This window comes from Candidatus Saccharimonadales bacterium (genome assembly GCA_040903985.1).
Classification (GTDB): Bacteria; Patescibacteriota; Saccharimonadia; order QS-5-54-17; family QS-5-54-17; genus JBBDUI01.
In genome coordinates this window covers 680,476-694,799 of record JBBDUI010000002.1, presented here as the reverse complement: position 1 = coordinate 694,799, position 14,324 = coordinate 680,476, and the positions used below count along the sequence as shown (strand labels likewise).

16 protein-coding genes are annotated in these 14,324 nt (G+C 51.0%); 5 read left to right on the top strand and 11 right to left on the bottom strand.

Annotated features, from left to right (window positions below; genetic code table 11):
* Positions 1 to 25 precede the first annotated feature (25 nt).
* Positions 26 to 529 carry a TrmH family RNA methyltransferase gene (locus WD467_03760; protein MEX2452990.1) on the top strand — a complete coding sequence of 168 codons (504 nt, stop codon included), beginning with the start codon at positions 26 to 28 and terminating at the stop codon, positions 527 to 529.
* On the opposite strand, the gene WD467_03755 is transcribed toward WD467_03760, so the two are convergent.
* The 3 genes from WD467_03755 to WD467_03745 all read right to left on the bottom strand — a co-directional run bounded on the left by WD467_03755 (position 519) and on the right by WD467_03745 (position 2,403).
* Positions 519 to 764, bottom strand: a complete 246-nt coding sequence (locus WD467_03755; GenBank protein MEX2452989.1) for a hypothetical protein — start codon at positions 762 to 764, stop codon at positions 519 to 521. The genes WD467_03760 and WD467_03755 overlap by 11 nt on opposite strands.
* The gene (locus WD467_03750) at positions 761 to 1,621 is read right to left on the bottom strand and encodes a CAP domain-containing protein (GenBank protein MEX2452988.1); all 861 of its coding nucleotides are present in this window, start codon (positions 1,619 to 1,621) and stop codon (positions 761 to 763) included. Before WD467_03750 ends, WD467_03755 begins: the two co-directional genes overlap by 4 nt.
* 119 nt (positions 1,622 to 1,740) lie before the next feature.
* Positions 1,741 to 2,403 carry a PH domain-containing protein gene (locus WD467_03745; GenBank protein MEX2452987.1) on the bottom strand — a complete coding sequence of 221 codons (663 nt, stop codon included), beginning with the start codon at positions 2,401 to 2,403 and terminating at the stop codon, positions 1,741 to 1,743.
* Between the two features lie 60 nt (positions 2,404 to 2,463).
* On the opposite strand from WD467_03745, the gene WD467_03740 reads away from it, so the two are divergent.
* Positions 2,464 to 3,636, top strand: a complete 1,173-nt coding sequence (locus WD467_03740) for a MarP family serine protease (protein MEX2452986.1) — start codon at positions 2,464 to 2,466, stop codon at positions 3,634 to 3,636.
* A 165-nt stretch (positions 3,637 to 3,801) separates the two neighbouring features.
* Here the strand turns inward: WD467_03740 and WD467_03735 are convergent, their stop codons facing one another.
* From WD467_03735 to WD467_03725, 3 genes are read right to left on the bottom strand one after another with little or no spacing between them, the layout of a single operon-like run.
* The gene (locus WD467_03735) at positions 3,802 to 4,215 is read right to left on the bottom strand and encodes a hypothetical protein (protein ID MEX2452985.1); all 414 of its coding nucleotides are present in this window, start codon (positions 4,213 to 4,215) and stop codon (positions 3,802 to 3,804) included.
* A 17-nt stretch (positions 4,216 to 4,232) separates the two neighbouring features.
* Positions 4,233 to 4,541, bottom strand: a complete 309-nt coding sequence (locus WD467_03730; protein ID MEX2452984.1) for a hypothetical protein — start codon at positions 4,539 to 4,541, stop codon at positions 4,233 to 4,235.
* The gene (locus WD467_03725) at positions 4,534 to 5,460 is read right to left on the bottom strand and encodes an ATP-binding cassette domain-containing protein (protein ID MEX2452983.1); all 927 of its coding nucleotides are present in this window, start codon (positions 5,458 to 5,460) and stop codon (positions 4,534 to 4,536) included. Before WD467_03725 ends, WD467_03730 begins: the two co-directional genes overlap by 8 nt.
* A gap of 239 nt (positions 5,461 to 5,699) precedes the next feature.
* Between WD467_03725 and WD467_03720 the strand changes: the two genes are divergently transcribed.
* Both WD467_03720 and WD467_03715 read left to right on the top strand, forming a co-directional pair.
* Complete coding sequence (locus tag WD467_03720; GenBank protein MEX2452982.1) at positions 5,700 to 6,254, top strand: hypothetical protein; 555 nt, start codon at positions 5,700 to 5,702, stop codon at positions 6,252 to 6,254.
* 194 nt (positions 6,255 to 6,448) lie between these two features.
* Positions 6,449 to 8,416, top strand: coding sequence for a M14 family metallopeptidase (locus WD467_03715; protein ID MEX2452981.1), 1,968 nt, complete (start codon positions 6,449 to 6,451; stop codon positions 8,414 to 8,416).
* Positions 8,417 to 8,440: 24 nt separating this feature from the next.
* Here WD467_03715 and WD467_03710 read toward each other — a convergent pair whose 3' ends face one another.
* Positions 8,441 to 8,875: a hypothetical protein gene (locus WD467_03710; GenBank protein MEX2452980.1), complete on the bottom strand. Its 435-nt coding sequence runs from the start codon at positions 8,873 to 8,875 to the stop codon at positions 8,441 to 8,443.
* Positions 8,876 to 8,999: 124 nt separating this feature from the next.
* Here WD467_03710 and WD467_03705 point away from each other — a divergent pair, with 124 nt between their 5' ends.
* Positions 9,000 to 9,320: a hypothetical protein gene (locus WD467_03705; GenBank protein ID MEX2452979.1), complete on the top strand. Its 321-nt coding sequence runs from the start codon at positions 9,000 to 9,002 to the stop codon at positions 9,318 to 9,320.
* Positions 9,321 to 9,335: 15 nt separating this feature from the next.
* On the opposite strand, the gene WD467_03700 is transcribed toward WD467_03705, so the two are convergent.
* From WD467_03700 to WD467_03685, 4 genes are all read right to left on the bottom strand, one after another.
* Positions 9,336 to 12,977 carry a DNA polymerase III subunit alpha gene (locus WD467_03700; protein MEX2452978.1) on the bottom strand — a complete coding sequence of 1,214 codons (3,642 nt, stop codon included), beginning with the start codon at positions 12,975 to 12,977 and terminating at the stop codon, positions 9,336 to 9,338.
* A gap of 208 nt (positions 12,978 to 13,185) precedes the next feature.
* A complete protein-coding gene (locus WD467_03695; GenBank protein MEX2452977.1) occupies positions 13,186 to 13,467 on the bottom strand; it encodes a DUF5665 domain-containing protein in 282 nt (93 codons plus the stop codon).
* An 11-nt stretch (positions 13,468 to 13,478) separates the two neighbouring features.
* Entirely contained in the window at positions 13,479 to 13,874 is a 396-nt protein-coding gene (locus WD467_03690; GenBank protein ID MEX2452976.1) for a YtxH domain-containing protein, read from the bottom strand.
* Positions 13,875 to 13,882: 8 nt separating this feature from the next.
* On the bottom strand, positions 13,883 to 14,152 hold the full coding sequence (locus WD467_03685) for a hypothetical protein (GenBank protein ID MEX2452975.1): 270 nt from the start codon (positions 14,150 to 14,152) through the stop codon (positions 13,883 to 13,885).
* Between the last annotated feature and the right edge of the window lie 172 nt (positions 14,153 to 14,324).

Here is a 14,324-nt window from a genome sequence, read left to right as displayed (position 1 = left end):
AGTTTATTATATAATGAACCCCATCATGGAACAACTAACGCTTATCTTGGACAATATCCGCAGTGCCCATAATGTCGGCGGCATCCTGCGCAACGCCGTGGCCTTTGGGGTTCAAGAAATTTACTGCACTGGCATTACTCCTTACCCGCTACTCACAAGCGACCATCGTTTACCCCACGTCAGTCGCCGAGCGACAGAGCAGATCCGTAAAACCGCTCTTGGAGCAGAAAAGTTGTGTCATATCCACCACTTCGAGGCAATCACAACTGCCATACACACTGCCCGGAATAAGGGGGCAGCGATCTACGCTCTGGAGTTGCAGCCTCAAGCTCGCGATCTAGCCGGTTTCCAGCCTGAGTTACCGGCCGCTCTTATCCTTGGTAACGAGGTTGATGGTATTCACTCAGATCTGCTAAAGACAGTCGATGAAGTTATTCAAATTGCGCATACAGAGGCCAAAGAGTCTCTTAACGTCACTACCGCGAGCGGTATCGCCCTCTACCACTTCTCAACTCAACTTAGAGGATAAAACTAAACCCAACCAACAGCAGTGCCGCTAGTGCCAACTGCTCGCTCACCGTTCCTGGCGGTAAGTGCTTCCGTGCCCGGGCGTGTTCATACAGTATAAATCCAGAATAGATCCCTAGCACTACCACTCCAGCCAAGGCCGAGCCGGGATATGGCACATAACGCCAACTGAGCCACAGTAAGACCGGGGTTAAAACGGCTAGTAACCAGCCGAAGTAAAGCTGCTGCCGACTCATCCTACTGCCCCCCATCCGGCCTGAAGAACTAACACCGCTAGTCCCAGCAGCACTAGGCTACGCAGCAGTGGTCGTGGATGCACATGCTGATCCCAAAGCAAGTGCCGTTTACGGATAACCAGATGCTGAAAGAGATACAAAGTGGAGAAACCAAAGGTCGTAAATACGGTAAGCTGGGTTGCAATCGGTAGAATAGCCACCGACATAAGTGGATTCACAAGCGAGTAGGCAGTAGCTGCCGGGAGCACCTCGCCTGGTGCCGCTGCAACTTCACCAACATGCAGCTGTAGCGGCTGCGGATCGGCATAAAGTGCTACTACTACTGTAGTAGCAGCGCCATTCAGACGACCGCTAGCAGTGGCAATACCGATCTCGCTAAAGCGATCGTCTAGCAGGTTGTCTCGATGAGCCGGACTCTGAATCCAACCCTGAATTACCCCCTCACTGGTACTGAACTGTTTGGCTAGGTTCTCGCCAGCATAACGATAACCGTACTCATTCTGCTCCAGGAACATCCAGGGTGAGGTACCATCCGGAGCATAGTGAGCCCAGTAATCACGCACCAGCATGTCCTCGGCCTTGGCCTGAGCGGCGGCTTGTAGCTTTCCGTTAACTTCTAACTCTCTTACGCCAGATTCAGATCGCAAGCGATTGGTCATATCTACCAGCTGTTGGCTCTCGATCGTGCCGTTAGCACCCAGTATACGGCCGCTGTGCTCCTGAATATTTACTACCACTTGAACCAGTAGTAAGCTAGCTGCTACCGTTACCAACGCCGGGGTACGCATTAGATAAGGATGCCATGAGTTTTGCAGGTTAGGGACTAAGCTGTTTTTAATAAATTTTATGATTTTCATGAATAACTGCGATAAGTTTAGTACCATTGTAGCAAATTCGACTCCACCCGGAAACGCTCACTCCTACACACCAGAACCCTCTCTCACTCGCAGGCGGCCTTCCTTTCTAAATGCCTTCGCTAGCCTTTAGCTCGTGCTAGCATCAAATCCCGTAAATCATCGGCTTCGGCCGCCGCCACACCAGGAATATAGCCCTCTGATGCTGAAGTTGTACCGCCTAAAATCATTCGGCTCTTAGCTCCCCCGGTTCCGGCCGTCTCAATTTCAATGTGCGAGAGACCCAGCATCCGATCGATTAAGTTACGACTGATGTTAACGTTTTCTATCTGCTCTAGTGGTATCGTTGCCGCTTGTTTATGAATGATGCCATACTCCTTAGTAAAGGCTACCGGGGTGATCTCAAACCGATAGTTTTTATAAGTAATTCGGGCGGCTACATAGTGCACTACCAAATAAACCCCGAGTAAAACGACTAGCCAAGGCTCGAAGAACGCACCGATGAGGATTAAAGGTAATAAGAAGACCGAATGGCCGATATAGTAGATAAAGAACAGCCAGATCGCATTCGGGTGTAGATCACCAAACTCAATAGTGGCGTCCTGAACCAAGCTGCCGCTATTAGGAGTGTGTTTAACGATCCGGGAGTGCCGACCCTGATCGGTATAGTCGAAGACCGCTCTAGTCGGAGCACCGTCGACCGCTGCGCTTATTTTATGGCCACAGCTTGTGCAAAAATTACTATCGGTCGTTATGGATTGGCCGCAGTTTCCACAGTATTTCATCGTGCTATTACTATACCATGCCTCTGGTCGTCGCAACGCTAGCGACGTTACAATAAAAGTATGAGTTCACTCGATATCTTCATTATCATCCTAGCGCTACTCCAGGCGGCCTGGTGGGCACGAGCCGGTTTCATGCATAGTCTTTTCTCTCTTAGCGGATTTTGGCTAGGCTTCGTTATCGGTACCCTGCTGGCCCCTGTGCTGATGACATTGGTTGCCGGCGCTTGGGTACAAATGGCGCTGGCTATAGTGGTGATACTTACAGTTGCCTCCCTCGGCGGATCACTAGGACAGCTAATGGGGCGTAGACTCGGTCAGCTCACACATCGCTTACGCCTCGGTTGGTTAGATACCAGCTTAGGTGCGCTGCTCGGCGTAGTGATAACCCTCGCTACGATCTGGCTCGGTGCCTCTCTGCTAAGTGGTTCACCATTTACTGGCTTAAACCGCCAACTACAGCAGTCGACCATCATACATCAGCTGAACCGCGCCCTCCCACCGACCCCGGCCATACTGACTCGTATCGGAGGACTAATCAATCAGCAGATATTTCCCCGGATATTCATCGGTCCAGCGCCGCGCCCAGTCGAGCCCGTAAATCAGTCGACGAGCGCGGAAGTCGAAGCCGTCTTGGCCACGGCCGGCGCCTCCACCGTCCGGATCGAAGGGCTAGGCTGTGGCGGAATCATCACTGGCTCTGGTTTCGTGGCTCAGGAGAATTTAGTAGTAACTAACGCCCACGTGGTGGCCGGTATCACAAGCCCTACCATTATCGATGCAAACGGATCACGATCAGGTGAAATAGTTTACTTCGACCCTGATCAGGATATTGCCATGGTCCGAACCTTAAGCCTGGCCGGTTTACCACTCCCGCTTGCCAGCCAACTTGAACCCCGCAGCACGACGGCCGTAGTGTTAGGCTATCCGGGTGGCGGTCGGCTTAAAGGTACGCCGGCCGGTATCTTGAGACAGATAGAGGCACGAGGGCTTGATATCTATGGTCGGCGCGCCGTTACTCGTTCGATGTATGAGCTGCAGGCAGAGGTTATTTCCGGTAATTCGGGCGGACCCGTTGTTTTACCGAATGGCACCGTAGTTGGCCTAGTTGTGGCTCGCTCCGAAAGCGTAGCGGAAGTCAGCTACAGCCTGACCTCGAAAGTGATAAGTGCTGCTCTGGAGTCGGTTACAGCTACCAGCCAACTGGTGACTAGCGGACGTTGTCTGCCACGCTAAACGCCCCTTGCCTCACACCTCTAGAGGAACACCGGGGAAACAGTGGCGGCGATAAAGATAATCGTCACAATTATCAAAATAGTATTTCTAATCTTCTCGCGTTTACTCATACCTTAGTATATATACGGGATAGCTCTCCCCAGTTCAAATCACCATCATCCCTAACTAGGTGCTGGCGGCATCGCGACGCAGAAAAGTAAACCATGTAATTAACCAGCCGACTACCAAGTAGATGGCAAACACTCCGGCCGCAACCCAAGGACTGAGACTGCCTTCTACCATAATCACCTGTCCTAAAGCGCTAAACGGTAAGTAGTGTGGCTCGAGGTTGGAGATAAGATTAGCCAGCAGAGCCTCTAAGGGGGAGCCGACCACGAGCACTATCACTAAAGGAACGACTAGATTACGAAAAAGCACAGCTAGTAGAAGCCCGATCAAGGCATAGCCGACCACATAGATAGCCCCTTGAGCGGACACGGCTAACCAAGCTGTATTCTGGAGGGGGACCGCACCGCCGCCACCCAGTTCAATCCCAAGGTACATACCGACATAGGCTACTCCGATCGCTACACCAGTCAATACTAAGCTGTAGCCAGTTATCTCGTACCGATCTTAGCCACTAGCACTTGTGATCGGGTCTTCGCTACGGTCAAGGTGTGATAGATCAAGTTATAGCGGTACTCATGTGAAAGGACAAGTGCGGCATAGATCGCAGCAAACATAGCTGCTGCGTTTAAGGCCGACCTAATCAAGCCCTCGAGTAGACCAGCTCCGATCGATTCGGTCGCTAGAGCGGCATTGCGAGCCGTCATTACAACATCTAATCCGGCTAATAGTATGACCAGTAGCACAATGACGTAGCTCGCACGTATGGTAAGCAGCTTACGTAATTCGGACTTAAACATCACTATCCTCACTGTCGGCGCCCACCTTGGCCTTATACTCCTCTGATCCAGCCGTAATCTCTAGAAACACTTCTTCCAGTGAAGCGGCTTTTTGACTCAGCTCCAACACGGGGGTAGCTAACTTAAAGGCTAGCTGACCGACCGCATCGATGTCTAAACCACGAACTAACAAACCGGAATTGCTGTTTTCCACCTCAGCTCCGGCCTGAATTAACGCTCGCTCTAACCGCTTGGGTGCCTTAACTCGTACAAACGTAGTGGTAGCGCCGCTACCACTAATTAACGCCTCGATCGACGTATCAGCTAGCAACTTACCCTTACCGATCACTATGACATCGGTAGCCATCTGTGCCATCTCACTTAGTAAGTGGCTGGAGACGAACACTACATTACCCGCAGCAGCATAGTCCTGCATGAAACGTCGCAGCCAGGATATACCCTCCGGATCGAGGCCATTACCAGGCTCGTCCAACAGCAAATACTTCGGCTTACCTAGAATTGCGGCCGCTATCCCTAGACGCTGACCCATGCCCATCGAGAAACTCCCTGGACGTTTATCGGCCACATCCGTAAGACCGACAATACTCAACACCTCATCTACTCGAGTATCATCTATGCCGCCGGCCGCGGCTAAAACACGCAGGTGGTTGCGGGCCGTACGTTTAGGATGAAATGCCTTGGCATCGAGCAGTAAACCCACGACGTGTACCGGTGACGCATACTCACGCAGAAGCTGACCATCATAACGCGTCTCTCCTAGCCCTTTATCTAGCCCTAATATTAGACGCATAGTAGTAGTCTTACCAGCGCCGTTAGGACCCAGGAAACCGGTCACAACACCAGGTCGGACCTTAAAACTGACATCATCGACAGCCAGTTTCTTCTTATAGCGCTTGGTAAGCCCGTTAGCGATTAACATTAACGATCATTATATCGCTCCTCCTCCAGCCTGCCAAACGTATCAGAAATACCTACACCCTTGATTTATATGATATATATGATATAAACATATAATCAGGATTATACCTGGTAGCCCTTTTACAGCCCTCTGTTAAGCTACTGCTATCACTAGCCTTAAGTTGACCCTTTAAGGGCGCCGGTTTAAGGCTAGTGATAGCGCGTCCGGGAGAGTCCCGGATTCAGTATGGGGAGCATACGATGTCGGAAACGCTTTACCGAGTGGTAGAACTCGAAAGCGGGATGAGCGAGGTACTATACCTCGGTTCACTCGCAGAAGTGACCAGTGGCATCAGTAGCGAGGATGATCTGGGAGAGATCGCCTTCGAACGGTACGACCAGGACGGCGACTGGATTCAGGTGACTGACCCCAGACCGACCTACGTCGAGATCCTGTTCGCGCCCTACGGCGCCACCGCCGATGCGGACGAACCACACGACGGCAGTCCGATCGATCCGGACCTCGAGCCGTGGGAGCTCCTGAACTTCGATCCGTTCGAAGGAATGGAGTGGGAACCACCCGAGCTCGACGAACCGGTTGAGCCCCGTCCACAACTGGTCCTGCTCAACGGCTGCCTCAGTTGCTGTGGCGGCGCGGGCATCTGCGGCGAGAAGTGCTTCAACAGCTGTGGTGAACCCACCTGCAAGAACCTCACAGCCAGTGGCGAAGACTGCTGCCCCTACCACGTTCGACTGTTTGAACTGATCGGAGAAGAGATCCTGCCGGATCTCCGCCTGGTTCGGCTCACCGGCTAACAGAGGACTAGCCCGACGGGGATGACGACAGGGTGGCTTCGGCCACCTAACGTCACCCCGTCGGGACAACTCCTGAACCGGTAAGATAACTGCCGTTTCAGGAGTTGCTTAAATAGCGCCCCCTAGCTTATATAATTCTCGGTTTAACGTATAATGCTTATTAGATTACTGATGATTATGGTGGGAAGGTAGCCGTGCTTAAACAAAAACTTAAACTAGTAACCACACTACTACGTTCAGCCCCGCAGACCCTGCGTAGTTTCACCCGACAGCGACCACGTTTGGTACTGGCCCTACTGCTGGCACCGATCGGCTTACTGATAGCACTGAGCTACTTCCCTCGCCAGCTCACCTTCACCTACGCCCAACCCAGCTGCATTACTAACCCGCTACTACTTCCAAACCTCCATCGTACTACGGCCAGCGCAGCTTATGAGCTCACCCATACCCCCTTAATCTCAATCGGCTCTTATCCACTACTGTCACTCGACAGCTGCGCCACAGCCCTCGCACCGCCACCCCTACAGACCGAAACGGTCAAGCTACACTTCCTGCATTTACCCATCCTACATAAATCAATTCAGCTTAAGGCAGAAACAGCCCCGCAGCTAACCACCGCTACAGACTACTTAAAGCAAATTTCCGTCATCGATCCTTTGGTACTGGAACTAGATCAAGCCGACACTGTATCTGACTATACCTTGCAGGTGGGTGAGGATGAGGTCACCTGTACTACGGTTATGACCGAACTTATCTGTCCGGTAGAACAGCTGAAACTTAAGCAGGCTAGTCGCTATAGTATTTCAATTACTCGATCGGTCCAGGACCAAATAGCAGCTATCCTGCTTAGCACTGAGGTAGAAACGGTTACACCTATAGCAGTGGAGAATGCATCGGTAGAACATAAGTCAACTGTCCATCAAATAATCGATGCTATTACTATAACTATGAATAAATCAGTCGCCTCAGTTGGTCAGTTCGAACTCCGGCGCACCGATCAGACCGAGCCGGAATCTATTCCGCTGGATATCAGTGCTGCCGATAAGAAGATAACTATAGCTCTAAGTGCGCCATTAGCCCGTGAAGCCACCTATGAGTTAAATGCCAGTGATATTACGGCTACCGATAAGGGTTTCTTGATCTCACCCCTAAAACTACAGTTCACCACCTCGGGTGGTCCCCAAGTGGAGAACGTTAACATTAGTCGCTACGCCGTCTCTCGTAACGCCGACCCTCTCATCAGCTTCGACTACCCTCTGTCTGAGGAGCAAGATCTAAAGCAGCACCTCACTATTGAGGTGGGCGGCAAGAACCTGCCGCTGCACTCCGTAGTCGTTAACGGTGCCCGCGTCACCCTTATTCCCGCCGCCCTCTTGCCGCACTGTAGCCCAATCACAATCAAAGTTTCAGATAACCTAGAAAACCGTCATGGTGTCAGCGGTAGTACCGCCTACGAATACAAATCACACACCGTCTGTCAGCAGGTCACAAATATCGGTAGCTCTATCGCCGGTCGAGCGATTCCAGCCTACAGCTTTGGTAATGGAGCGGAGAAGATTATCTACGTCGGCGCCCTGCACGGTAATGAGGCCAGTTCAAAGTACATCCTCGACGCTTGGATAGCCGAACTTGAGGCCAACTACTCTCAGATACCGGCCAACCGAACCATCATCGTAGTGCCGCAAGTTAATCCCGATGGTATCGCCGCTGGTCGGCGCACTAACTCTCGTGGTGTCGACCTCAACCGTAACTTTCCCGCTAACGACTGGAAGTCAGACGTTACTGTGCCTGGTGGCCAACTAGTTGAAGAGGGTGGTGGAAAATCTCCACTTTCTGAGCCAGAGACCAGCGCCTTAGCTAATTTCATCTTAAACCAGAACCCTAAACTCGTGCTGTCCTACCATGCTGTTGCCTCACTCGTAATAGCCAATGAATCCGGCAACTCTCGCCAACTGGCCAGCCAGTACGGTCAAGCCGTCGGCTACCACAGCCTGGGTGGCTACGACCAAGGGGACACCTTTGCCTATGACACTACCGGCTCACTGGAGAGTTGGCTGCACGACAAATATGGTCTACCCAGCCTCCTGATAGAACTAAGCACCTATAGCGGCAGTGAATTTTACTACCACCGCTCGGCTATGTGGCAGATGGTAAACCACTAGCCTCTTAGCTAAATAATAAGTTAGTTACGAGCGAGAGCGGTTGCGTTTTTGCCGAGAGCGCTTATTAACGGCAGTAGCTGAAGCGGCTTTGGGCGACACCACAGTAAGTCTGGATAGGCTGGGCAGGATTACGCTTTGTACGCAGTTAAAGTCGAGGTGATGGTGATCATAACTTTGAGCTGACTGGACTCGGCCAAGTATGGCATGCTCGCTACCGATTGGAATGTCATCCTGACAGCTCGGACAGCGATACCGTTTGCGGGCTATAGCATGTCGCAAATAGACCGACCCGCCTTCGGCATCCCGACCCCAGACTGCTTCACGTCGGTTCGGTAAATCAGCGAACCGCTCCCCTATATCTGCGAGTTCATTGTCCTCACGACGGTAATCAATCCGAGTCGGATCATAGCCGCCGATACGCGATAAGTCTCGGGGTTGGTCTTGAGATCGATTCTCCATTAATCATATTATATAAAATAATTATCGATATATGTAACCTATACTCCTACCTCACCGCCTGACTTGCTTATGCTTGGGTCTGATTGCTACTATAACGGCATAATAAAACTACTAAGGAGTAGACATGGAAAGCTTGCTTATCTTCGGCGCCCTCGGCGGTATCGCTAGGGGATTAGTTGGTTACGTCAAATACTTCCTCTCCTACAAGGGAGTGGTCTTCAGCTGGTCATACTTCTCAATGACAGTCGGTATCTCGGCTGCTATGGGGTTGGTGGTTATCTGGGCCATCGATAGTGCCGGTATTAGCTTCGCTGAAGGGCTAGGAATTAACCCGGGCATCGCCTTCATCATCGGTTATGCTGGTGGTGACGCTCTCGAGAATCTATATAAGATTGTGGCTCAGAAACCGGTACTCGGCCCCTTGCGTGACCTCCTGCCTCGCTAAACTATCGGGGTCTTCCTAGATGGAACTCACACTATCGACCAACTCTAGCCCCTCTATTGCCCGAATCAACTCGTCGCAAACCTGCACTGCAAACGGCAGTTTAATGCGCTGACCAGCTACCGCAATAAAAGCGGAACCCTCACCGGAGTACCTGTCGAGTATCCGTTTGATAGCTTGCAGCGTCGCCTGATCCCGTCCTCCGGCAACCGGTAAATTAATCTCGATCGAGGTGGCTCCAGTTGATACGCTCGGCGCCTCGGTCGGCTCGGAGTCATCATTATCAAGCTGTTCTACCGCTACACTGGGAGCAGGTGGCTCCGGTTCTGCGGATGGTGAGAGGGCAGGTTTAGCGTCACCGTTCTGTCGCTCGCGCTCGTTAATCTCTCGTACTTTATCGGCCATGATCTTAATCTCTTCGCCCCGTTTACCGTCCCGGTCTTTAGTATTAACCTTACCCTGTACTAACAACACTTTATCAACCTCCCAGAGACCATGCGATCCCTCATAGGTCTTCGGGAAAACGATTATCTCCAGCTCTCCACTCTTATCTTCCATCTTGACGAAAGCCATCTGGGCGCCGTTACGAGTTGTAATCTCGCGAACCGCTGTCACTAAGCCACCGATCTGAACATTATTACCATCCTTGTCCTTCGTAATCCGTTCGATCGGCATCGCCTTCTCAGCCAGATAGTCGCTAAACCCATCTAAGGGATGCGAAGATAAGTAAACACCCAGTAGCTCCCGCTCCCACTGCAAGTACTCCCGTTCGTTTAGCTTCTCTTGGGGCGTATCGAGGTCGAGTCGTGGCTGCAATGAAGTATCGACCACTGAGTCACCAAATAGGTCGGTCTGGCCGTTGGCCGCATCTTTCTGTAGTCGCTGAGCAAAGGCCACGATCTTATCGAGATTAAGAAGGAAAATAGCTCGATCGCCTAAAGTATCGAATGCGCCCGCCTTAATCAATGATTCCCACGCCTTACGATTAACACTCCGGACCGAGACCCGTTTAGCAAAGTCCTCGACCGAATTAAACTTACCTTCCTCCCGCGCTCGTAAAATCTCTTCTACTGCCCCAATACCGACGTTCTTAACTGCACTAAGGCCAAACCGGATAGCCCTCCGGCCAGAATTATCTTCATGCGGACGCACGGCAAACTCGACGAAGCTCTCGTTCACATCTGGTGGGAGTACGTCGATTCCCATATGACGGCACTCGGCAATCTCGATAGCAATCCGATCGGCGTCATCGAAATCGCTGGTCATCAACGCCGCCATGAATGCGGATGGATAATGAGCCTTGAGATAAGCCGTTTGATATGCAATCAGTGCATAGCATGCGGCATGGGACTTATTAAAGGAATAGTCAGCGAAAGGTTGGATTAAAGCCCAGAGACCATTGGCCTGTTCTTCACTTAGCCCTTGCTTAATACAGCCCTGGATAAACTTGGGCTCTTCGGCCTCCATGATCTCACGCTTTTTCTTACCAATCGCTTTACGGACCAGGTCGGCCTCGCCAGCTGTATAGCCGGCGATCAACTGCAACATAGCGATAATCTGCTCTTGGTAGACCATCACCCCATAAGTATCTTCCAGGATAGGCTCTAGTGACTTATGTGGGTAGGTGACCTTATCCGGTTTGTTCTTTCCTTCGATATAGCGAGGTAGTTCGGCCATCGGACCGGGACGATATAGTGCGACCATCGCGATAATATCCTCAAACTGGTTCGGGCCCAGCTGTTTAAGATAACGCTTCATACCGGCCGACTCTAACTGGAAAACGCCGGTAGTATCACCCCGACTGAACAGTTCGAATGTCTTCGTATCATCCATGGGAATACTTGAGATATCGATCTCGACCTCATGCACCTTACGGATGATCCGCAGTGCGTTTTTAATAATCGTTAAGTTAGACAGACCGAGAAAGTCCATCTTTAAAAGTCCTAGCTCTTCTATCGGATTCATCGGATATTGGGTCGAGACTACCCCCTTTTGGGCCATCTCGAGTGGAGTGTATTTAACTATCTCATCCGGTGCAATCACGACTCCGGCAGCATGGACACCATGAGAACGGATAGTTCCCTCCAGCCTCACCGCCAGATCGAAAACTTTCTTCGACTGCGGATTACCGGCGTACTCCGCCTTCAATTCATCGACATCTACTAGACTTCGCTTGAGCGGTATGTGACGACCTTGAACCGGAGGCGGAATCATCTTCGCGAGCCGATCGGCATCACCGTACGGTACACCTAAGACTCGGGCCGTATCTCTAATAGCATTTCGCGCTGCCATCGTACCGAACGTAACGATATTGGCCACCCGGTCGGCGCCATACTTAGCAATCGTATAATCGATTACTTCGTTTCGCCGCGTGTCCTGAATGTCAATATCGATATCCGGCATCGAAATCCGGTCTGGGTTGAGAAATCGTTCAAATAGTAGATCGTACTTCAAAGGATCGAGGTCAGTGATATTCAACGCATAGGAGACGATTGAACCGGCAGCCGATCCCCGACCTGGACCAAAAATAATGCCCTCCGACTTACCCCACTGGATAAAATCGGAAACGATTAAGAAATAGCCGGCAAAGCCCATGCTGTTAATTACACCCAGTTCATACTCGAAGCGCTCGATGATGTCTGGTTCCAGTAACTGTTTAATCTCTTCAATCGTCAACTGTGCCGCCTCTTTAATTGTCCGCTCACTGTAGCGCCAAACCAGCCCCTGATAAGCCAGTTTAGCCAGATAGTCCTTCTCACTCTCACCCTCTGGCGTGTCAAAGCGCGGAATTAAAATCCCGCCCAGCTCGATCTCAACCTCACACCGATCAGCGATAGCTCGAGTATTAGTAAGCACCGCCAGATTATCGCTCCAACGCACGGCGACCTGCTCCGGTTCCGTAACATAGAGATGCATGTCTTTGAGACTCATCCGACTAGTATCGCTTAGTTGCGAGGCGGTCTGCACACAGAGCAGCACCTCATGAGCTGCCTGATCCTCTGGCAAACAATAGTGGGCGTCGGCTGTCACCACCAGCTCGATACCAAGCCGACTACCCAATTTAAGCAACTTGTCATTCACCCGTGCCTGTTCCGACCATTCGTGGCCGTGATCCTGCAGCTCGAGATAGTAGCGATCACCAAAAACCGACTGGTACCACTTGGCCGTCTCTTCCGCCTCTGTATCGCGATCGTTGCGCAGGGCCTCCCCGACCTCACCACCAATGCAGCCGGAGAGCACGATGATTCCCGCACTGTATTTCTCTAGTAACTCCCGATCGATGCGCGGCTTATAGTAAAAACCATCTAGGTGGGCTACGGTAGAGAGGCGCATTAGATTCTCGTAACCCTGATTGTTCATAGCTAGCAGGATAAGGTGGTAAGGACTGGCGTCTTTCCTGCCCTCCTTATCGGTATGTTTACGTGGGGCCACGTAGGTTTCGATACCGATGATCGGCTTCACATCCCGCTTTTTCGCCTCTTTATAAAATTCGATTACACCACTTAAGGTGCCGTGGTCGGTAATCGCGACCGCCTCCATGCCCAACTCCACCACTCGATCCAGCATCTCCGGCACTTTCTGCAAACCGTCCAACAAACTGTAGTGGGTATGGTTGTGTAGATGGACAAAATCGGCCGGTTTAAAACTGTTTACAGACATAGCGCTCCTGTTAATTTTCGCTGTGCCGTCTTATTTGAACTGGCACCTCACATGCTTACGCTCTATTGTATCATCTCTAGCTTCACCGGCCCGGTTCTTAAACCGCAGTCATTCTAGGTGTCACTACGATTATAGTCGTGATTTTCAATCTAAGTCTAGAAATTTACTTTGTTCCAGCTACATAACCTTAGCAACGAAAATGAGGTAGCTAGGAAGTCGAAGATTGCCGGATCGATTCGCGCAGAGCATCGAACCACTCACCGAAAACCGGTAGACCACCAAAAATATTAAGTAACCAAACGATGAGTGCTACTAGCAAGGTAGCGCCGATAATGCTACCTAGACCCATAAAAAGACCCCGGACAAAACTAAGTGCGATAAACTTACCCCAGTGACGCGTAACCTGTAAATTATACTGCAGGAGCACTTTCTCAAGTGTCTTGCCGAGACGGGCATAGTCTTTCTCGCTCGGAGTTTTAGCGTTAGCCATAAGTATGGAATCTACTTCTTAGTTGTCTTTTTAACCGTACGCTTAACGTCTGACTTGAGGTCTTTTGCTCGAGCTTCCGCTTCCTTCTGCCGCAACTTAGAGCCGGTCTTAGTCTCAGCCGTGATAGCTGCCTTAGTGGCGCTAGCTACGCCTTTGGCTTTTTTGCCTAAACGACTACTGTTCTGCTTAACCTCTGCTGCAGTGCCCTGCACCTTAGCGCGGGCGGTGGTACTCCGCTCCTTAATTTCGCCTTCGGCCTGACGGGCCTTCTGCTTCAGCTCGGCTCGGGTTTCATCGCCGCGCTTAGGGGCAAACAGTAAGCCGGTAATCGCTCCAGCGGCAGCGCCAAACAGGGCACCCAGGGCGAACCCTCCTTTTTTCTTAGTGGTGTCGTCTTTACTCATCATGCACCTCCTTAATTATCATCTTTATTTTGTTCACGCTTACGGTAAACCTTACGGCCGGCGGCAATCATCGCTGAGAAAACGGCCGACATATCGAGATTGTTGCGTAGCCCCTTAACGATACTGCTACCGAAGTTACTGCTCAGCTTATCGATGCGTTCAGTAATCTCTTGTGCCTTACGAGCAACCTTCAGAACTAATACTAATAGTACTATGGCCAAAATCAAAAAAACGGCTAGCAAGATACTGAGGACTACAACTAATATTTCGAATGCTTCCATATCTTATATAATAGCAAATTCTCCTCCTTTTTCAAGCCATAAGTTATCGATTTTAGGCTGTTTAGTAAGTATAAATTCATCAAATCGAGCTAAGGGTCAGGGTTAAACTTAAAGCCATCTCAACTACCGCTTGAATGTAGCCCGACCTATTACCGCTGCCGTAGCAGATTGT

Bases quoted from the DNA above. Each gene is read 5' to 3' on its own strand.
- WD467_03760 (MEX2452990.1), top strand. From the start codon at position 26: ATGGAACAACTAACGCTTATCTTGGACAATATCCGCAGTGCCCATAAT.
- WD467_03755 (MEX2452989.1), bottom strand. From the start codon at position 764: ATGAGTCGGCAGCAGCTTTACTTCGGCTGGTTACTAGCCGTTTTAACC.
- WD467_03750 (MEX2452988.1), bottom strand. From the start codon at position 1,621: ATGAAAATCATAAAATTTATTAAAAACAGCTTAGTCCCTAACCTGCAA.
- WD467_03745 (MEX2452987.1), bottom strand. From the start codon at position 2,403: ATGAAATACTGTGGAAACTGCGGCCAATCCATAACGACCGATAGTAAT.
- WD467_03740 (MEX2452986.1), top strand. From the start codon at position 2,464: ATGAGTTCACTCGATATCTTCATTATCATCCTAGCGCTACTCCAGGCG.
- WD467_03730 (MEX2452984.1), bottom strand. From the start codon at position 4,541: ATGTTTAAGTCCGAATTACGTAAGCTGCTTACCATACGTGCGAGCTAC.
- WD467_03725 (MEX2452983.1), bottom strand. From the start codon at position 5,460: ATGTTAATCGCTAACGGGCTTACCAAGCGCTATAAGAAGAAACTGGCT.
- WD467_03720 (MEX2452982.1), top strand. From the start codon at position 5,700: ATGTCGGAAACGCTTTACCGAGTGGTAGAACTCGAAAGCGGGATGAGC.
- WD467_03710 (MEX2452980.1), bottom strand. From the start codon at position 8,875: ATGGAGAATCGATCTCAAGACCAACCCCGAGACTTATCGCGTATCGGC.
- WD467_03705 (MEX2452979.1), top strand. From the start codon at position 9,000: ATGGAAAGCTTGCTTATCTTCGGCGCCCTCGGCGGTATCGCTAGGGGA.
- WD467_03700 (MEX2452978.1), bottom strand. From the start codon at position 12,977: ATGTCTGTAAACAGTTTTAAACCGGCCGATTTTGTCCATCTACACAAC.
- WD467_03695 (MEX2452977.1), bottom strand. From the start codon at position 13,467: ATGGCTAACGCTAAAACTCCGAGCGAGAAAGACTATGCCCGTCTCGGC.
- WD467_03690 (MEX2452976.1), bottom strand. From the start codon at position 13,874: ATGATGAGTAAAGACGACACCACTAAGAAAAAAGGAGGGTTCGCCCTG.
- WD467_03685 (MEX2452975.1), bottom strand. From the start codon at position 14,152: ATGGAAGCATTCGAAATATTAGTTGTAGTCCTCAGTATCTTGCTAGCC.